Annotated in this window: 15 protein-coding genes; 10 read left to right on the forward strand and 5 right to left on the reverse strand. The window is 67.7% G+C overall.

All coding sequences use genetic code 11. The annotated features are described in order from the left end of the window. Positions 1-72 precede the first annotated feature (72 nt). Both AU188_RS04660 and AU188_RS04665 read left to right on the forward strand, forming a co-directional pair. Positions 73-639, forward strand: coding sequence for a DUF3558 domain-containing protein (locus AU188_RS04660; protein WP_059162561.1), 567 nt, complete (start codon positions 73-75; stop codon positions 637-639). Next, positions 636-1202 (forward strand): DUF3558 domain-containing protein, encoded by a 567-nt coding sequence (locus AU188_RS04665; protein WP_059162562.1) that lies wholly within the window; start codon positions 636-638, stop codon positions 1200-1202. Before AU188_RS04660 ends, AU188_RS04665 begins: the two co-directional genes overlap by 4 nt. Here AU188_RS04665 and AU188_RS04670 read toward each other — a convergent pair. After that, entirely contained in the window at positions 1199-1729 is a 531-nt protein-coding gene (locus AU188_RS04670; RefSeq protein ID WP_286137292.1) for a SixA phosphatase family protein, read from the reverse strand. The two genes, AU188_RS04665 and AU188_RS04670, sit on opposite strands and share 4 nt — an antisense overlap. A 104-nt stretch (positions 1730-1833) precedes the next feature. On the opposite strand from AU188_RS04670, the gene AU188_RS04675 reads away from it, so the two are divergent. From AU188_RS04675 to AU188_RS04690, 4 genes are all read left to right on the forward strand, one after another. Then, positions 1834-2982 (forward strand): metallophosphoesterase family protein, encoded by a 1149-nt coding sequence (locus AU188_RS04675; RefSeq protein WP_059162563.1) that lies wholly within the window; start codon positions 1834-1836, stop codon positions 2980-2982. Continuing rightward, a complete protein-coding gene (locus AU188_RS04680; protein WP_059162564.1) occupies positions 2979-5600 on the forward strand; it encodes an AAA family ATPase in 2622 nt (873 codons plus the stop codon). Before AU188_RS04675 ends, AU188_RS04680 begins: the two co-directional genes overlap by 4 nt. A 516-nt stretch (positions 5601-6116) precedes the next feature. Further along, on the forward strand, positions 6117-7655 hold the full coding sequence (locus AU188_RS04685) for a GMC family oxidoreductase (RefSeq protein ID WP_059162565.1): 1539 nt from the start codon (positions 6117-6119) through the stop codon (positions 7653-7655). A 35-nt stretch (positions 7656-7690) separates the two neighbouring features. Further along, the gene (locus AU188_RS04690; protein ID WP_059162566.1) at positions 7691-8164 is read left to right on the forward strand and encodes a DUF309 domain-containing protein; all 474 of its coding nucleotides are present in this window, start codon (positions 7691-7693) and stop codon (positions 8162-8164) included. A gap of 82 nt (positions 8165-8246) precedes the next feature. Here the strand turns inward: AU188_RS04690 and AU188_RS04695 are convergent, their stop codons facing one another. The 4 genes from AU188_RS04695 to AU188_RS04710 are packed head-to-tail and all read right to left on the reverse strand — an operon-like array spanning position 8247 to position 13694. After that, on the reverse strand, positions 8247-9917 hold the full coding sequence (locus tag AU188_RS04695; protein ID WP_059162567.1) for an ABC transporter family substrate-binding protein: 1671 nt from the start codon (positions 9915-9917) through the stop codon (positions 8247-8249). 11 nt (positions 9918-9928) lie between these two features. After that, positions 9929-11773 (reverse strand): ABC transporter ATP-binding protein, encoded by a 1845-nt coding sequence (locus AU188_RS04700; RefSeq protein ID WP_059162568.1) that lies wholly within the window; start codon positions 11771-11773, stop codon positions 9929-9931. Then, the gene (locus AU188_RS04705) at positions 11770-12720 is read right to left on the reverse strand and encodes an ABC transporter permease (RefSeq protein WP_059162569.1); all 951 of its coding nucleotides are present in this window, start codon (positions 12718-12720) and stop codon (positions 11770-11772) included. Before AU188_RS04705 ends, AU188_RS04700 begins: the two co-directional genes overlap by 4 nt. Then, entirely contained in the window at positions 12717-13694 is a 978-nt protein-coding gene (locus AU188_RS04710) for an ABC transporter permease (RefSeq protein WP_059162570.1), read from the reverse strand. Before AU188_RS04710 ends, AU188_RS04705 begins: the two co-directional genes overlap by 4 nt. Positions 13695-13902: 208 nt before the next feature. Here AU188_RS04710 and AU188_RS04715 point away from each other — a divergent pair, with 208 nt between their 5' ends. From AU188_RS04715 to AU188_RS04730, 4 genes are all read left to right on the forward strand, one after another. Then, positions 13903-14148: a hypothetical protein gene (locus AU188_RS04715; RefSeq protein ID WP_059162571.1), complete on the forward strand. Its 246-nt coding sequence runs from the start codon at positions 13903-13905 to the stop codon at positions 14146-14148. Positions 14149-14286: 138 nt separating this feature from the next. Further along, positions 14287-14991 (forward strand): response regulator transcription factor, encoded by a 705-nt coding sequence (locus tag AU188_RS04720; RefSeq protein WP_059162572.1) that lies wholly within the window; start codon positions 14287-14289, stop codon positions 14989-14991. After that, positions 14969-16507 (forward strand): sensor histidine kinase, encoded by a 1539-nt coding sequence (locus AU188_RS04725; protein ID WP_059162640.1) that lies wholly within the window; start codon positions 14969-14971, stop codon positions 16505-16507. The genes AU188_RS04720 and AU188_RS04725 overlap by 23 nt, the downstream gene beginning before the upstream one ends. A 363-nt stretch (positions 16508-16870) precedes the next feature. Further along, a complete protein-coding gene (locus tag AU188_RS04730; protein ID WP_059162573.1) occupies positions 16871-18136 on the forward strand; it encodes a bifunctional glycosyltransferase family 2/GtrA family protein in 1266 nt (421 codons plus the stop codon). The last annotated feature ends 19 nt before the right edge of the window (positions 18137-18155 follow it).

Below are 18155 nucleotides of genomic sequence, written 5' to 3' on the forward strand. Positions count from 1 at the left end.
TACTGTCGCATACCGGATGAATCAGCAGGTCAAGCGACATGTCTGTGCTTGACCCCGTGGGCTGCCGCTACAGTGCATGGCGTGACCCACAGCACGCGCATGACCCGCTGCCTGGCCGTTGCGGTCGCGGCGGTCATCCCGCTGGTCGCCGCATGCTCGGATTCCGAACCGGCCGGCCCCCAAGTGCCCGAGGACAGCCCGGCGCCGACGGAGAACGTCTCGCACGGCCCGTTTTTTCCGGAGTGCGGCGGTATCAGCGACCAGGAGATCACCAAGCAGACCCGGGTGCCGGGGTTGGTCAACACCGCCAAGACCTCGGTCGGATGCCAGTGGCTGGCCGGTGGCAGCATCCTGGGCCCGCACTTCTCGTTCACGTGGTTCCGTGGCAGCCCCATCGGCCGAGAGCGCAAGACCATGGAGCTGTCGCGCACCAGCGTCGAGGACATCAGCATCGAAGGCCACGACGGGTTCATCGGCTACAGCGAGGATCCGACCAACGGCGTCAACCTGTGTGAGATCGGCATCCAGTTCGACGACGACTTCATCGAGTGGTCGATCAGCTACGCCGCGAAGCCGTTCCCGGATCCCTGCGAAGTGGCCAAGGAACTGACCCGCCAATCGATTGTGAATTCCGAATGAGAACCGCGTCCGTCCGTCGGTTGCTCGCGGGCATCGTCGTTGTGCTCGCCGCCCTGGTTTCCCTTTCCCTGCTCACCGGTTGCACGCGGACGGTCGAGGGCACCGCAGCGAAATCTGGCTCGGGCGGCGTACCGCGCAACGAGGACTCAGAGCGGCAGTACCCGAACCTGCTCAAAGAGTGCGAGGTGCTGACCGAGGACATCCTCGCCGAGACCGTGGGCGCTGATCCGCTGGACATCCAGAGCACGTTCGTCGGGGCGGTGTGTCGCTGGCAGGCGGCCAACCCGTCGGGTCTGGTCGACATCACCAGGTTCTGGTTCGAGATGGGCGACCTCGACCACGAACGCGAGGTCGCGCAGCGGCTGAACTACCAGATCGAGGACCGCAGGGTGGCCGGCATCCAGTCGATCGTGATGCGGCCGAACGATCCGAACGGCGCGTGCGGCGTGGCCAGCGACGCCGCCGGTGTCGTGGGCTGGTGGGTCAATCCGCAGGCGCCCGGGATAGACGCCTGCGGGATGGCGCTGAAGCTGATGGAGTTGACGCTCGCCACCCGCGCTTAGCGCGGCACGTGGAAGGTGATGAGCGCGGCGCCGTCGAGGGCGAGCTGATCCCACGGCCGCTCCGTGCGCAGCACCGCGATCGATGAGGTGGGAAACTTCATCGAGATCCGCTCGGCCGCAGCCTTGTTGCTGCCGTCTGCGGTGGCCAGCCCCAGGGCGACGCCGGACATCGCCGGCTCGTGCCCGATGACCAGTAGCGTCTGCACCTCGAAGTCGAAACGTGTCTGCACCCGGTTGATCTCGTCGATCACTGTGCCCGGTGTCGCGTCGTAGATGCGGTCGACGTACTCGACGGGTGCGGCGACGCGGGTACGGGCCAGCGTCTCGCGGGTGCGGGTCGCGGTCGAGCACAGCACCGCGTCCACCGCGGGCGCCTTCGCCCGCAGCCAGTCGCCGGCCAACCCGGCCTCGCGCACACCCCGCGGGGCCAGCGGCCGGTCGTGATCGGCCACGCCCGCCGGGTAGCCCGACTTGGCGTGCCGGAGCAGCAGAAGCGTGCGATACACCTTGGTTTCCGGACTGGTCACCGGTCTCACGGTAAGGCATGCCGACGCACCTCCCGGGACTTGTCGGGCCCCCGCCCTACACTCGCGATGCCTGGCAAACACGCAAGCAGAAGGGACGGGCCGAGATGCGATTCGTGCACACCGCCGACTGGCAACTCGGCATGACCCGATACTTCCTCAATGGTGAGGCGCAGCCCCGTTATTCGGCCGCGCGCCGCGACGTGGTGGCCGAGCTCGGACGCGTGGCCGCCGAGGCCGGCGCGGAGTTCGTCGTCGTCGCCGGCGACGTCTTCGAGCACAACCAGCTCGCGCCGCGCGACGTCAGCCAGTCGCTGGAGGCCATGCGCGCCATCGGCGTTCCGGTGTACCTGCTGCCCGGCAATCATGATCCGCTGGACGCCTCCTCGGTGTACACCAGTGCGCTGTTCACCACGGAGTGTCCCGACAATGTGACGGTCCTCGACCGCGCGGGGGTGCACGAGGTGCGACCCGGGGCGCAGTTGGTGGCGGCGCCGTGGACCTCGAAGGCGCCGTCGTCCGATCCGGTCGCGGGTGTGCTCGCCGACCTGCCTGCCGACGGTGCCGCGCGGATCGTCGTCGGCCACGGCGGTGTCGACATCTTCGTGCCCGACAAGGACCGGCCGTCGCTGATCCGGCTGGCGGCGCTAGAGGAGGCCATCGGCCGCGACGTCGTGCACTATGTGGCGTTGGGGGACAAGCACTCTCGGATGCAGGTCGGGACCACCGGGCGGATCTGGTATTCCGGATCTCCGGAGGTCACCAACTACGACGACATCGAGGCCGACCCGGGCCATGTGCTGATCGTCGACGTCGACGAGGATGACCCGGCGCATCCGGTTCGCGTCGAACCGCGGAAGGTCGGCCGCTGGCGGTTCGTCACGCTGCGTCGTGGGGTCGACAGTGGCCGTGACGTCACCGACCTGGACATCAACCTCGACCTGCTGCCGGACAAGGAACGCACCGTGGTGCGCCTGGCGCTGACCGGATCGCTGACCGTCACCGACAAGGCCGCGCTTGACAGGTGCCTCGACAAGCACGACCGGTTGTTCGCGGCGTTGAGCCTGTGGGAGAAGCAGACCGACATCGCGGTGATGCCGGCCGACGGTGAGTTCGACGACCTCGGCATCGGCGGATTCGCGGCATCGGCGGTCGAGGAATTGGTCGGGACGGCCCGTTCGGACGGCGAGGCGGCCGACGACGCGCGGGCCGCGCTCGCGCTGCTGCTGCGACTGTCGGATCGAGGTGCGGCGTGAAACTGCACCGCCTGGTCCTGACCAACTACCGCGGAATCACCCACCGCGAGATCGAGTTTCCCGACCGCGGCGTGGTGGTGGTCAGCGGCGCCAACGAGATCGGCAAGTCGTCGATGATCGAGGCGCTCGACCTGCTGCTCGAAGCCAAGGACCGGTCGTCGAAGAAAGAGGTCAAAGAGGTCAAGCCGACGCACGCCGACGTCGGCGCCGAGGTCACCGCCGAGATCTCCACCGGGCCATACCGATTCGTGTACCGCAAGCGGTTCCACAAGCGCTTCGAGACCGAGCTGACTGTGCTGGCGCCGCAGCGCGAGCAGCTCACCGGCGACGAGGCGCACGAGCGCGTCCGCGGCATGCTCGAGGAAACCGTCGACACCTGCCTGTGGCAGGCCCAGCGGGTGTTGCAGTCATCGTCGACCGCGGCGGTGGACCTGTCCGGTTGTGATGCGCTGTCCCGCGCGCTCGATGTGGCCGCCGGCGAGGCCGTCGCGCTGTCGGGTACCGAACCGCTTTTGATCGACCGCGTCGAAGAGGAGTACCTGCGCTACTTCACCAGGACCGGCAGGCCCACCGGCGAATGGGCCGCGGCCACCAACCGGTTGCGCACCGCCGAGGAGGCGCTGGCCGAGGCGGCGGCCGCCGTCGCGGAGGTCGACGACGCGGTGCGCCGGCACGCCGCCCTCACCGAGGACCTCGCCCGGCTGAAAGCGCAACGGGCCGACGCGGCAACGGAACTCGCCGCGGCGCAGCAGGCCGCAGAGGCGGTGGCCGTGCTGGCCCGCCAGCTCAAGGAGGCGGACCTGGTTGCCGCCGCGGCGCAGGCCAATCACGACACATCCCGCGCCGCGGTCGACGAACGGCGACGGTTGCGCACCGACATCGAGCAGCGGGCCACGTCGATCGCCGAGCTGGAGGCAGCCGTCGCCGAGGCCGCCGAAGCACAGTCGACGGCCGCCGAGGTGGCCGAGGCCGCCGAGGCCGAAGCCGAGCAGGCGCGAAGCGCGCTGGAAGCCGGCCAGATCCGGGTCGAAGCGGCGCGTCGATCGGTTCAACAGCTCGCCGACCGTGACGAAGCCGACCGGGTTGCAGCGCGGCTGGCGAAGATCGAGACTACCCGGCGTGACCTCGAACGGGTGCAGGCCGAACTCGCCGAGATCCGGCTGTCCGACGAGGGTATGCGGGCCATCGAGGCCGCCAAGGCGACGGTCGACGTGGCGATGGGACAGGTGGAGCTGGCGTCGGCGCAGATCGAGCTGACCGCAACCGCCGACGTCGAGGTGAGCGTGGGCGGCGAGACGGTCAGGCTCGGTGCCGGCGAGACATGGGCGACCAGCGTGAGCGCCGAGACCGCGGTCGATGTGCCCGATCTGTTGACCATCTGTCTGGTGCCGGGCACGCCGGCGTCGGAAACCCGGATGAAACTCGCTGCGGCACAGGAGGTTTTGGCATCGGCGCTCGAGCGTTGCGGGGTCGACGACGTCGCCGCGGCACGCATTCTCGACCAGCGTCGTCAACAACTGATGGGCACCCGCGACCGGCTGTGTGCGGCCAACGAGGCATTGGCCGGCGACGAATCGGTCGAACAGCTCAGGGCGCGGTTGGCCGACCTGACCGAGCGCCAGCCGGAGGTCGCCGACCTGTTCGGCGTCGACTCGGGTGCCGCCCGTGCCGAACTCGACGCCGCCACCGCCGCGCAGAAGGAGGCGATCGGCGCCTGTGAGACGCATCGTAGAGTCGCCGAAGAGGCCGCGAAGCGATTGGGGCAGCGAGAAACTCGTCTCACCGTCCTGACCGAGAAGCTCACCGGAGCGCAGGCGGAGCTTGCGCTGGCACGGGAACGGCTGGACGGGCAGCGTGCCGAGGTCGGCGACGACGAGTTGGCGGTCACGGCGCAGGCGCACGCCGACGAAGCGCAGCGAGCGGCCACACAGGTCACCGAGCTGAGCGGCGAATTGGCCTGCACGGCACCGGATAGCGTCGCAGCTGCACTCGACGAGGCCGCGCGTCGCGCATATGCATTGGCGGCGAGCCACGACGAGGTGGCCGAGGCCCTGCGCGAAGTCACCACCCAGCTGAAGCTCTACGGAACCGAAGGACGCAAGGGCAAGCTCGACGAGGCCGGCACCGAGCGCGAGCACGCCTTCGCGGGGTACTCGCGGGTGCAGCGGCGGGCCCGCGCGGCGCAACTGTTGCGGTCGGTGCTGTCGCGCCACCGGGATGCCACCCGGTTGCGCTATGTCGACCCGTTCCGCGGTGAGGTGGAGCGGTTGGGCCGCATGGTGTTCGGCGACGACTTCGAGGTGGAGGTCGACAGCGCGCTGCGGATCTGCACTCGCACGCTGTCGGGCCGGACGGTGCCCTATGACTCGCTGTCCGGCGGGGCCAAGGAGCAGTTGGGCATCGTGGCGCGGCTGGCCAGTGCGGCGCTGGTGGCCAAGGAGGACAGCGTGCCGGTGGTGATCGACGACGCGCTTGGCTTCACCGACCCCGATCGGCTGGTCAAGATGGGTGCGGTGTTCAACGCGGTCGGTGGTGACGGCCAGGTGATCGTGTTGACCTGCAGTCCGCAGAGGTACGCCTCCGTCGATGGCGCGCACCACATCGCCCTGGCAGGTTGAGTTTCTTCGCGAGCAGTCACAAACTGCCCAATTTTTAGGGGCGGTTTCGGGACACTTTCCGTCTGCTCGGCCCCGTGCTCGGCCATCCACAACCGCCCGGTTATCCACAGATCTGTGCTTGGCCTTGTTGTGTCCGCATCCGCGGCAGCGACTCTCGATCGCATGCCCATCGACAATCTCTTTGCATCGAACCAAGGGCCTCGCCACTCGCAGCCAACTGCTTGCGGTCATGTCGCGCAGTAAGCTCGACGCTCATCTGGGCAAGGGCGAGCTCGTGCGAGTGTGGCACAACATCTACGCCCTGACGCCGCCGGACACAGTCGGCCAACTCGCGGGGCTCGACCTGATGACCGGAAAGTCCATCGTGTCGTGCATGGCCACCGCAGCACAGTTGTACGGGTTCGTCTCCACCGCTAGCAGCCGCAAAGTGTCCCATTTCAAAGCTATTCGGGCATTTCACGTTCCCCTAACTCCGTTGTGGCCCCATCTCGCCGAGAAGAAATTAGACTCCGGTAAATGGAGGCCGACTACATCGTCGTTGGAACCGGATCGGCGGGGTCGGTCGTAGCCGGCCGGCTGAGCACCGACCCCTCCATTCGGGTCGTGGCACTGGAAGCGGGCCCATACGACAAGGACAAGTTCATCCGCATCCCCGCCGGATTCCAGAAGCTCTTCCGCAGCCCGATGGACTGGGATTACCGCACAGAGCCGCAGAAGGAGCTCGACGGTCGGGAGATCTATTGGCCCCGAGGCAAAATGGTCGGCGGATCGTCGTCGATGAACGCGATGATGTGGGTCCGCGGTTTCGCCGCCGACTACGACGAGTGGGGTGAAGCCGCGGGCGACCAGTGGGACTACGCGCATCTCGAACCGTACCTGCGCCGCATCGAGGCCGGCCCGCTGTCCATCAGCCCGCAGCGCAGCCCGCGCAGTTCCACCGCCAAGTGGCTGGCGGCCGCCGAAGAATGCGGCTTTCGCATCGAGAAGCCGAACCAGGCTGCGCCCGAGGGGTTTTGCGAAACGCTCGTCACGCAGCGCCGCGGCGCCCGGTGGAGTGCCGCCGACGCCTACCTCAAACCCGCCCTGAAGCGGGACAACCTCACGCTCGAGACCGACGCACTGGTGACCAGGCTGGTTTTCGACGGGCGCCGTGCTGTCGGCGTCGAGGTCGAGCAGGCCGGCCGGCGCCGCATCATCAACGCGCGACGCGAGGTGGTGCTGTGCGGCGGTGCGATCAACAGCCCTCAGCTGCTGATGCTGTCGGGCATCGGTGACGGCGAGCGGCTGATGGAGCACGGCATCGAGACGCTGGTGCACGCGCCGAACGTCGGAGCCAACCTGCTCGACCATTTCATCGCCGCTCTCGGCTTCGACGTTCCCGACGATTCGCTGTTCGGCGCGGAGAAGCCGCTGCAGCTGCTGAACTACTTCCTGCGCCGCCGCGGCATGCTCACCTCCAACGTGGGAGAGGCCTACGGTTTCATCCGCAGCCGCTCGGACCTCGCGCTGCCGGACCTCGAACTGATCTTCGCGCCCGCCCCGTTCTTCGATGAGGGCGTCGGCGACCCTTACGACACCCACGCCGTCGTCCTCGGCACGATCCTGCTCAAGCCGCACAGCAGCGGCACCATCGAGCTGCGCTCGGCCGATCCGAAGGACAAGCCGATCATCGACCCGCGGTACCTCACCGACCCCGACGGCGCCGACCGTGCGGCGATGATGGCCGGCCTGCGCATCTGCGCGACGATGGCCCAGGCGTCGGCGCTCAAAGGCGTCATCGGCAGGATCGCGCGCCCGCTCGACGCGACGGCCCTCGACGACGAGACGCTGGAGCGGGCGCTGGCCACGGTGTCGCACACCCTCTACCACCCTGTCGGCACCTGCCGGATGGGGCGCGACGACGGCAGTGTGGTCGACCCACAGTTACGCGTTCGCGGCGTCGACGGCCTGCGGGTCGCCGATGCGTCGGTGATGCCGACGATCATTCGCGGGCACACCCACGCGCCCAGCGTGCTGATCGGAGAGAAGGCCGCCGAGCTGATCCGAGCGGGATGACGCCTGCGCCGAGCCGCGGATGCCAGGATGGGTGCATGGCCGAGCGTGACCGCGACGAAGCCGGGCGGCCCCGCAACACCCGTCCGCGCGATGCGCTGGGCCGGCCGCTACCCCACGGGAGCGAGGGCGTCACCCGAATTCCCGACGAACTCGACCTGTCACCGGCCGAGACCCTGCGCTACGCCCAGCGACTCCTCGACGACGGTCTGGCCTTCAACGCCCACGAGGTTTTGGAATCGGCGTGGAAGAGCCGCCCACAGGACGAACGGAAACTCTGGCAGGGGCTGGCCCAACTCGCAGTCGGCATCACCCATGTGCAACGGGGCAACACCAAAGGCGCGATCGGTGTGCTGCGTCGAGCGTCGACCCGCCTGTCCGACGACGGCCCGGCGCCGCACGGCGTCGACGTCACCGGCTTGGTCCGCTATGCCCACGCGCTGATCGACGACCTCGAGGCAGGAGCGACGGTCGCGCCCGAGCGACTTCGACCACGCCTGTCAGCGAACTAGTCTTGCGATTTGTGGAGCCGCACCGGCGGTCACCGCCGCTAGGACTCCACAAATCGCCGGGCCGGGTGCGCACGCTCGCCGGCTACGGCTTCATGAAGCCGATCTTGGTGTAGTCCGCGTCGGCCAAGCCGAACGCGCCGAAATTCGCCAGATTGCTTCGGACGGCGACGTTTCCGGTCGACTGGGTCAGCGGCAGGCTGAACACCTCGTTGAACAACATCTTGTCCAACTCGTTGGCAAGTTTCCGAGCCTTGGCGGCGTCGAGCTCGCCGACGGTCTCCTCGATCTTCGCGTCGATTTCCGGGCTGCTGATCTTGCCGAAGTTGCTCGCTGCCCCCGTCTGATAGATCTGCGTCAAGCTCGCGAGCGGGAAAGCATCACCACTCCAAGCGAATTGAGCGATATCGAAGTTGCCGACGGTGACGTAGTCGGTGAAGAAGCCCGCCGCCGGTCGCACGTCGAGTTCGAGTTTGACCCCGATCTGGGCGAGATTGGCCTGGGCGATCTGGCCGTACTGACGCGTGCCGAGCGAGTCGAACAGCACGTCGCGGATCACGAGTGGGCGGCCGTCCTTCTCGCGGAACTGGCCGTTGAGCCGCCAGCCCAGCGCATCGAGTTCCTGCTTGGCCTTCTCCGGATCGAACGCGACGACGCCGCTGTTGTCCTGGTAGCCCTCCTGGCCCTCCACGTAGATGTGGTTGTTCAACGGCGCCGGGTTGTCGGCGAGCCCGCGCTGGGTGACCTCGGCGATCGTCTTACGGTCGATGCCCTTGGCGATCGCCCGCCGCAGCGCGGGATCGGCCAGGATCGAACCCGGCGCACCGTTGAACGTGAAGTGATACCAGGCCAGCCCGGGTGCGCGCCGGATGGTCACCCCGTCCGTGCGCCGCGCGATCTCCATCTCGTCGAGCGTCGCCAGGCCGGTGGCGTCGATGGTGTTGTTCTGCAGCGCGGGCATGCGCGCGGCGTCGTCGAGGACCAGGAAAGTGATGCTGTCCAGCAGCGGTGGCGCACCCCACCATTTCGGGTTGCGGGTCAACGTGATTCGCTTCGCACCGCGGTCGAGATTGGACACGATGAACGGTCCGGCCGATGGACCGGGGGCCTCCAGTTGCCCCTTGTTGAACACCTCGGGGTTCGCCGTCGAACTCTTGGGTACCAGCATCGAGGTGCCCGCGAACATGCCGCGCCAGTCCGCCCACGGCTTGGCGAAGGTGATGACGGCTTGGCGGTCGTCGACGCCGCGCTCGACCTTCGCGACGCGGTCGCTGCCGTTGGTGGCGGCGATCGCGAAGTTCTCATCCTTCCCGCTGGTGGCGTGGATCTGAGACTGGATGTCCTCCCAGGTGATCGGCGTGCCGTCGCTCCACACCGCCTTCGGGTTGATCGTGTAGGTGACGACCTGCGGATTGGTACTCGTCAGCTCGACATTGGTGAAGTAGTCGGTGTTGACGGTGGCCGAGCCGTCGGCCGCGATCCGGAAGGCGCGCGGCATCGTCGGCTTCATGAGCGAGTTGTTGTCGCCGGTGTTGCCGTCGATGTGCAGCGGGTTGAAGTTCGGCGGAAACTCGTTCAGCGCCAGCCGCAGGTTGCCGCCCTGCGCAAGCTCGGCGACATCCTGCGGGTTGATGTCGCTGCTGGTGCCGACCGCCGCGTCCCCGCCCGCGGACGGGGCCTCTTCGGTCCCGCCGGAACACGCGGTCAGGGTCAGCGCGGTGATCATCGTCGCCACAAGGAAGCGTCGCAGGCTCATGCGGTCCGACTTTAGCTGTGATGTACCTCGGGCTGCGGGACCGCGGCCAGCAACCGCCGGGTGTAGTCCTGGCGGGGATTGGCGAACACCTGGTCGCCCTCGCCCTGCTCGACCACGGCGCCCTTGTACATGACCGCCACGTCATGCGCGAGGTGTCTGACCACGGAGAGATCGTGCGACACGAAAAGATACGACAACCCGAACCGTTGCTGCAGATCCAGCAGCAGGTTGATGATGCCGGCCTGGATCGACACGTCGAGCGCCGACACCGGTTCGTCGAGCGCCAGGATCTTCGGTTGCAGCGCGAGAGCCCGCGCGATTCCGATGCGTTGCTTCTGCCCGCCGGAGAACTCCGTCGGATAACGTGTGGCGTCCTCCCGGCGCAACCCGACGATGGCGAGCAGTTCGGCGACCCGTTCGTCGCGGCTGCGCTTGTCGAATCCGTTGGCCTGCAAGGGCTCGGCGAGCACGTCGAACACGGGAAGCCGTGGGTCCAGTGACGCCACCGGATCCTGGAACACCACCTGCAGATCGCCTCGCAACGCCAGCCGGGCTTGGCGGTCCAGGGATGCGACGTCGTTACCGAGCACTTCGATGGAACCGGACTCGGGCGCGGTCAACTGCAAGACCTGATGCAGCGTCGTAGACTTGCCCGACCCGGACTCGCCGACGATCCCCAGCGTGCGGCCCTGCTGCAGCTCGAAGCTGACACCGTCGACGGCACGCACCTCGCCGACCTGGCGGCGGAACACCAGACCCTTGGTCAGCTTGTAGGTCTTGACCAGGTCGGCCACCCGCAGCACCACCGGCGCGTCGTGATCGGGCGGCGTGTCGGGCGGCGCGGTCGACACCCCGTAGATGTCGGCGGCGCTGCGGCCGACGACGTGTTCGGTGCGAATGCAGGCCGCGCGGTGCCCTGTTTCCGTCGGCCCCATCGGGAGCAGCTCCGGTTCGGCGGCGCGGCAGTCGTCGATCGCCAGCGGACACCGCGGCGCGAAGGGGCAGCCGGGTGGTAGGTCCGCCATCGACGGCGGTGCGCCGGGTATGGGCACCAACCGCGCGCCCTGCGCGGCGTCGAGGCGCGGCACGGACCCGAGAAGCCCGACGGTGTAGGGCATCCTGCGATCGGAATACAGCGTCGACACGGGTGCCGTTTCGACGGCGCGTCCGGCGTACATCACCAAGGCGCGGTCGGCGAACTCGGCGACCACACCGAGGTCATGGGTGATGATCAACACGCCGGCACCGGTCACGTCACGGGCGGTCTTGAGCACCTCGAGGATCTGGGCCTGCACCGTGACGTCCAGCGCGGTCGTCGGCTCGTCGCAGATCAGAAGGTCGGGATCGTTGGCGATCGCGATCGCGATCACCACCCGCTGGCGCTCGCCACCGGACAACTCGTGCGGAAAAGACTTCGCCCGCCGGTCGGGTTGCGCGATGCCGACCAACTCGAGCAGTTCGACCGCCCGTTTCCTGGCCGCCTTTCGGCCGATGCCGCGCTGATGAACCTCGATCGCCTCGGCGATCTGGTCGCCCACGGTGTAGACGGGGGTCAGCGCGGACATCGGGTCCTGGAACACCGTGCCGATGGACTTCCCGCGGATCGCCGACATCCGTTGATCCGACAGGCCGATCAGCTCGTCGCCGTGTAGCCGGATCGAGCCGGCCACGTCGGCGTATTCGGGCAGCAGGCCGACGACGGCCATCGCACTGGCCGATTTGCCGGCCCCGGATTCTCCGACCAGTGCGACGACCTCGCCCTTGTCGACGTCGAAGTTCATGCCGCGCACCGCATTGACCGGTGTGGTGTCCGTCGGGAACGCGACCGTGAGATCGCGGACTTGGAGCAGGGTCATCGTGGCCTGCGCCTTCGCAGTTGTTGGGCGCCCGGGTCGAGTGCGTCGCGCAAGCCGTCCCCAACGAGGTTGGCGCACAAGATGATCAGCACCAACACCCCGGCAGGGAACAGGAAGAGCCACGGGAACGTCGTCGCCGATTTGGTGCCGTCGGCGATCAGCGTGCCCAGCGATACGTCTGGCGGTTGGATGCCGAATCCGAGGAAGCTCAAGCCGGTTTCGGCCAACACCGCGACCCCGACGTTGAGCGCGGTGTCGATGATGATGATCGACGCGACGTTCGGCAGGATGTGACGGACGATGATCCGCGGGCCGCTGACGCCCATATACCTTGCCGCGGCAACGAATTCGCGATCGCGCAGGCTCATCGTCATACCGCGAACGATCCGCGAGCTGATCATCCAGCTGAACAACGACAGCAACACGATCATCCAGATGATGTCACCTTTGGTGCGCTGCACCACGATTGAGATCAGCAGAAAGCTCGGCACCACCAGCATCAGGTCGACCAGCCACATCAGGGCCGGGTCGCGCCAGTCGACGAAGTACCCGGCGATGGTCCCGACGGTGGCCGCGATGATCGTCGAGATGAACGCGACACACACGCCGATCAGCATCGATTTCTGCATGCCCCGCAGCGTCTGGGCGAGCAGATCCTGCCCCAGCGCATTCGTCCCGAACCAGTGTTCGGGGCTGGGGGGCTGCTGCAGCGCGTAGTAGTCGAGCTCGCTGTAGCTGTAGGGCAGCAGCGGCGGCAACGCGTAGCACCCGATGAACAGCAGCACCAACAACACCAACGAGACCACCGCCGCCTTGTTGCGCAGGAAACGGCGCAACACCAGCGATTTGCGCGACGTGAACCGTGCGGCGTCCAGACCGGTTCGGGCGGTGGTCGACGGCTCGCCCGGCGTGGGCGACGCATCCGACCGAGCGACATGCTCGGTCATGATCCGCGCACTCTCGGGTCGAGCACCGCATAGACGACATCGGAGAGCAGGCCGGCGAGCAGGATCATCACGGCGGAAAGAGTGGTGATCGCGGCGACGATGTTGATGTCCTGATTGCCGATGCCGGTGACGATCCATTCGCCGACGCCGTACCAGCCGAAGATCTTCTCGGTGAACACCGCGCCGGTGACCAACCCCGCGACGCTGTAGGCGAAAAGCGTCGCCATCGGAATCAACGCCGTCCGCAATCCGTGTTTGATCAGGGCTCGCCGTCGCGTCAGCCCCTTGGCCCGCGCGGTGCGGATGAAGTCCTGGCCGAGCACGTCGAGCATCGCGTTGCGCTGGTATCGGCTGTAGATCGCGATCGAGGCAAGCGCGAGCGTCATGCTCGGCAGCACCAGGTGCTGCAACCGGTCGACGAACTGGTTCCACGCTCCTTCGATCCGGTAGGTCGACGTCTCCCCGGTGTACTCGAAGATGCGGACGCCCAGCACGTTGTTCACACCCAGCGCCGCGAGGATGAGCAGGTTGGCCAGCACGAATATCGGCGTGCTGATCACCAGCAACGACAGCAGCGTGACCACCCGGTCGCTGAGCCGGTATTGCCTGATCGCGCCCCACGCGCCGGCGGCGACGCCGATCACGGTGCCGACCACCGAGCCGATGATCAGCAACCGCAGGCTGACCCCGACACGTCGCCACAATTCGTCGGTCACCGGTTGCCCGCCGATGGTGACCCCGAAGTCGCCGCGGATGGCGCCGGCCGCCCAGTGGACGTACTGCTCGAGCACCGGCTTGTCGAGTCCCAGCTCGACGCGCTTGGCGTCGATCACGGCCTGGGGCGGGCGGGGGTTGCGGCTCTCCAGGCTGTCGAGCGGATTGAACTGCCATGACGCGAGCAGGAAGACGAGGAACGACGCCAGCGCCAGCAACACCACGTAGTTGAGCAGTCGGCGCGCCAGGAACCGCGTCATGCGGGGTATCCGTCCGTCGGCTGCTGCATGCGCACAGGTTAGCCAGACCCCGGCGTCATCTTCACCGCCGAGCAGGCGTGTCCCGGTCGTTTCGCCCGCCGCCCGTTCGGTTATCCAGCGAGGTAGGAACTCGACGACGAACCTGAATGCGCTGTTCGATGGGCCGCGACGCCGGTCGCCGGGCCCACCAGACGACAGAGAGGTCCAAGTGAACTCGCAACGGATCAAGATGTTCGCGGCGACGGTAGGCACCAGCGCCGTGCTCGCCATGGGTGCGTTCGCGGTGGCATCCAGCACTGCGGCTCAAGACGAGACCAGCGTCACACCCGGTCCGGTGACGACGTCGGAGATCACCACTGGCGAGACCATCACCGAAACGGTGATTCCGGAGGCGCCGGAGACGACGCTGGCCACGCCGCCCGTGACAGCGGAACCGGCACCGACCATCGACTAGTTTCACCCTCGCGACGCAGCGGTCCACAGCCGGCACATAGGAAACGCACACCGTCCGCTCATGGCGGCCGCGAATAATGGGGCCGTGTCCACCTCCCGCCCGCCAGCCGTCGCAGAACACGACGCGGGACGGGTCGTCATGCGCCGCGCCGACGGGAAGCCGATTCAGGTGCTGGTCGTCGACGACGAACCGGTGCTCGCCGAGCTGATGTCGATGGCTCTGCGATACGAGGGCTGGAACATCGCGACCGCGGGCGACGGCGCTTCGGCGATCGCATCGGCGCGCGAAACTCCGCCCGACGTCGTGGTGCTCGACGTGATGCTGCCCGATATGAGCGGGCTGGAGGTGCTCCGTAAACTGCGCGAGCAGATACCTGGGCTACCGCTGCTGCTGCTGACCGCCAAAGACTCCGTCGAAGACCGCATCGCCGGGCTGACCGCCGGCGGCGACGACTACGTCACCAAACCGTTCAGCGTCGAGGAGGTGGTGTTGCGGTTGCGGGCGCTGCTGCGACGCACCGGGGTGGCCAGCGAATCGGGGGGCGCGAAGATCGTGGTCGGCGATCTGGTGCTCGACGAAGACAGTCACGAGGTGACCCGGGGCGGCGAACTGATCACGCTGACCGCGACGGAATTCGAGCTGCTCCGGTTCATGATGCGCAACTCCAAACGTGTGCTGAGCAAGGCGCAGATCCTCGACCGCGTCTGGAGCTACGACTTCGGCGGCCGGTCCAACATCGTCGAGCTCTACGTCTCCTATCTACGGAAGAAGATCGACAGCGGGCGCGAGCCGATGATCCACACCCTGCGCGGTGCCGGGTATGTCCTCAAGCCCGCGCGCTGACGGTGCGCGGATCCGCTCACCGCGGACCTGGTCGTTGCGGGCCCGGCTGCTCGCCTCGCAGATCGTGCTCTTGGCGTTGGTGTGCGCGGCCGTCGGGATAGGCACCGAGCTTGCGCTGCAACACTTCCTGATGAAGCAGTTGGACGAGCGCGTGGTGGAGACGGGTCGACGTTCATCGGGCCTGTTCGAATTCGGCCCTCCGCCACCGCCGCCGGGGTTCGCGCGGCCCGATTTCCGCCAACGCATGATCATCCGCGGCGATCTCGGGCCCGGCCCCGCCTTTCTCAACGCGCCCGGGCAGGCCGCCCGCACGGTGGGTGCCGTGGTCTCGGGCGGCACCCCGGTCGACGCCGGCGTGATCACCGCCGACGGCACCCGCAGCGAGATCAGCGCCGCCGCGGCGCAACAGCTCGCACGGGTGGTGCCGGACGCGCCGACGACCATCGATCTCGAGGGGCTCGGCCGGTACCGGGTGATCGCGCTGCCCGCACATCGACCCGGCGAGAAGATCGTGACCGGGTTGCCGACCTCGGACGTCGACGACACGTTGTTGACGGTCGCGATCATCTTCTGCGTGGTCGGGGCGACCGCGCTGATCGGCGCCACTACGGCCGGGATCCTGATCATCCGCCGCCAACTTGCCCCGCTGGCAAGGGTTTCCGACGCCGCTCGACAGGTGGCGGGTCTCGAGCTCGACCGCGGGGAAGTGCGGCTGCCGACACCGATCGTCACGGTGGACCCGGCGAGCGCGCACACCGAGGTCGGACAGCTGGGCTCGGCGCTGAACCGCATGCTGGACCGGATCGCGTCTGCGCTGTCCGCGCGGCACGCCAGCGAGACCCGCGTTCGCCAGTTCGTCGCCGACGCCAGCCACGAGCTGCGCACTCCGCTCGCAGCCATCCGGGGCTATACCGAACTGGCGCAACGCAAACGCGACGACGTGCCCGAAGACGTCGCCCACGCGATGAGCCGCGTGGAGTCCGAGACACGTCGAATGACCCAACTCGTCGAGGACATGCTGCTGCTGGCCAGACTCGACACCGGGCGGCCACTGCAGCGTGAGCCGGTGGACCTGTCCCGCCTGATCGTCGACACGGTCAGTGACGCCCACGTCGCCGGCCCGGAACACGACTGGTCGTTGGACTTGCCCGAGGAGCCGGTGATCGTCGTCGGCGACGAGGCCCGCCTGCACCAGGTGCTCGCGAACCTGCTCGCCAACGCCCGGACCCACACCCCGCCCGGCACCTCGGTCACCATCGCGCTGACCGTCGCTGCGGACCATTCCGTGGTGCTGACCGTCGCCGACGATGGCCCCGGCATCCCCGCCTGGCTGCAACCCGAAGTCTTTGAAAGGTTCGCCCGGGGCGACTCGTCGCGCTCTCGTCGCGAAGGCAGCACGGGACTCGGATTGGCGATCGTCGCGGCGGTCGTCAAGGCGCACAGTGGCACCATCGCGGTGCACAGCCGTCCCGGCGAGACGCGTTTCGTCGTAACCTTCCCGGCGATTCACACCTGAGCCACAGCGGATCCACACGGGGCGCCTGGCGGGGTCGGTCAGGATCGCCTCAGTGACGACCGTGACTATCTCCGGCGAGCAGACGCAGAAGCGCGTAAAAGCCCGCGCCCACACTCGAAGAGTTTCCGAGCCATGTCGCGGCCGGCGAGATCCATTACTTCATCAGCAGCCGAACGATGAGTGGCCCGGGGGAGCGTCCGCGAGCGGCAGCCAGGAGTCGGTGCATATCGCCAATTGGGTGGAAACCCATCACACCCCGGTGACTGTCGACCAAGTGGTGATCTACGACCTCGCCCGAGCGCCGAAACATCCATAGCTCGCCCATAGCTTGGGCCAACGGCCTGCATAACCTGCGGCTCGACCATGGGTGCCATGACCGACATCGCCCTCGAAACCGTCGCTCCTCAGCAGGTCCACTTCGAATCGCGGCCGAATGCCGCCGTTGCCGCGCGCGCCGCCGGCGTCCCTGTGCTCGACGTGGTGGTGCCGGTGTACAACGAACAGGCGGCGCTGGCCGATTCGGTGCACCGGTTGCACCGCCATCTCCGCGAGCATTTCCCGTTCTCGGCGCGCATCACCATCGCCGACAACGCCAGCGTCGATGACACGCCGCGCATCGCCGCCGAACTGGCCGCCGAGCTGAGCGATGTGCGAGTGGTGCGCCTCGCAGAGAAGGGCCGCGGACGGGCGCTGCATGCCGTGTGGTCGGCCTCCGATGCACCGGTGCTGGCCTACATGGACGTCGACCTGTCCACCGACCTCGCGGCGCTGGCACCCCTGGTGGCCTCTCTGATCTCCGGGCACTCCGACCTGGCGATCGGCACCCGGCTGAGCCGCAGTGCGCGGGTGGTGCGCGGCGCCAAGCGCGAAGTGATCTCGCGGTGCTACAACCTGATCCTCAAGTCAACCCTGGCCGCGGGGTTCTCCGATGCGCAGTGCGGGTTCAAGGCGATCCGGGCCGATGTGGCGCGCGAACTGCTGCCGCACGTGTCGGACACCGGGTGGTTCTTCGACACCGAACTGCTGGTGCTGGCCGAACGCAGCGGGCTGCGCATCCACGAGGTTCCGGTCGACTGGGTCGACGACACCGACAGCCGGGTCGACATCGTCGCGACGGCGACGGCCGACCTGCGTGGCATCGGGCGCCTGCTGCGGGGTTTCGCGAACGGCTCCATCCCCGTCAATGCCATTGCCGCGCAACTCGGCTCGCACCGGTCGGCGGCGCCCCGCTCCTTGCTCCGCCAAGTGGTCCGCTTCGGCGCCGTCGGCGTGGTGTCGACGGCCGCCTACGTGCTGCTGTTCGTGTTGATGCAGGCCTGGCTCGGTGCCCAGGCCGCGAACCTGATCGCGCTGCTGCTCACCGCAATCGGCAACACCGCCGCCAACCGGCGCTTCACCTTCGGGATCGGTGGCCGGGCCAGCATCGGTCGACATCACGTCGAAGGTCTCATCGTATTCGCGATCGCGCTGACGATCACCAGCGGATCCCTAACCTTGCTGCACGCCTTCGTCGCCGAACCGCACCGCCTCGTAGAACTCATCGTGCTCGTGCTGGCCAACCTGGCCGCCACTGCGGCCAGGTTCGTACTCCTTCGCGGCTGGGTCTTCCACCCGCGCCGTACCGGCTGACTGCTCCTCAGACACAAAG

The organism is Mycobacterium sp. IS-3022 (assembly GCF_001500065.1).
Taxonomy (GTDB): domain Bacteria; phylum Actinomycetota; class Actinomycetes; order Mycobacteriales; family Mycobacteriaceae; genus Mycobacterium.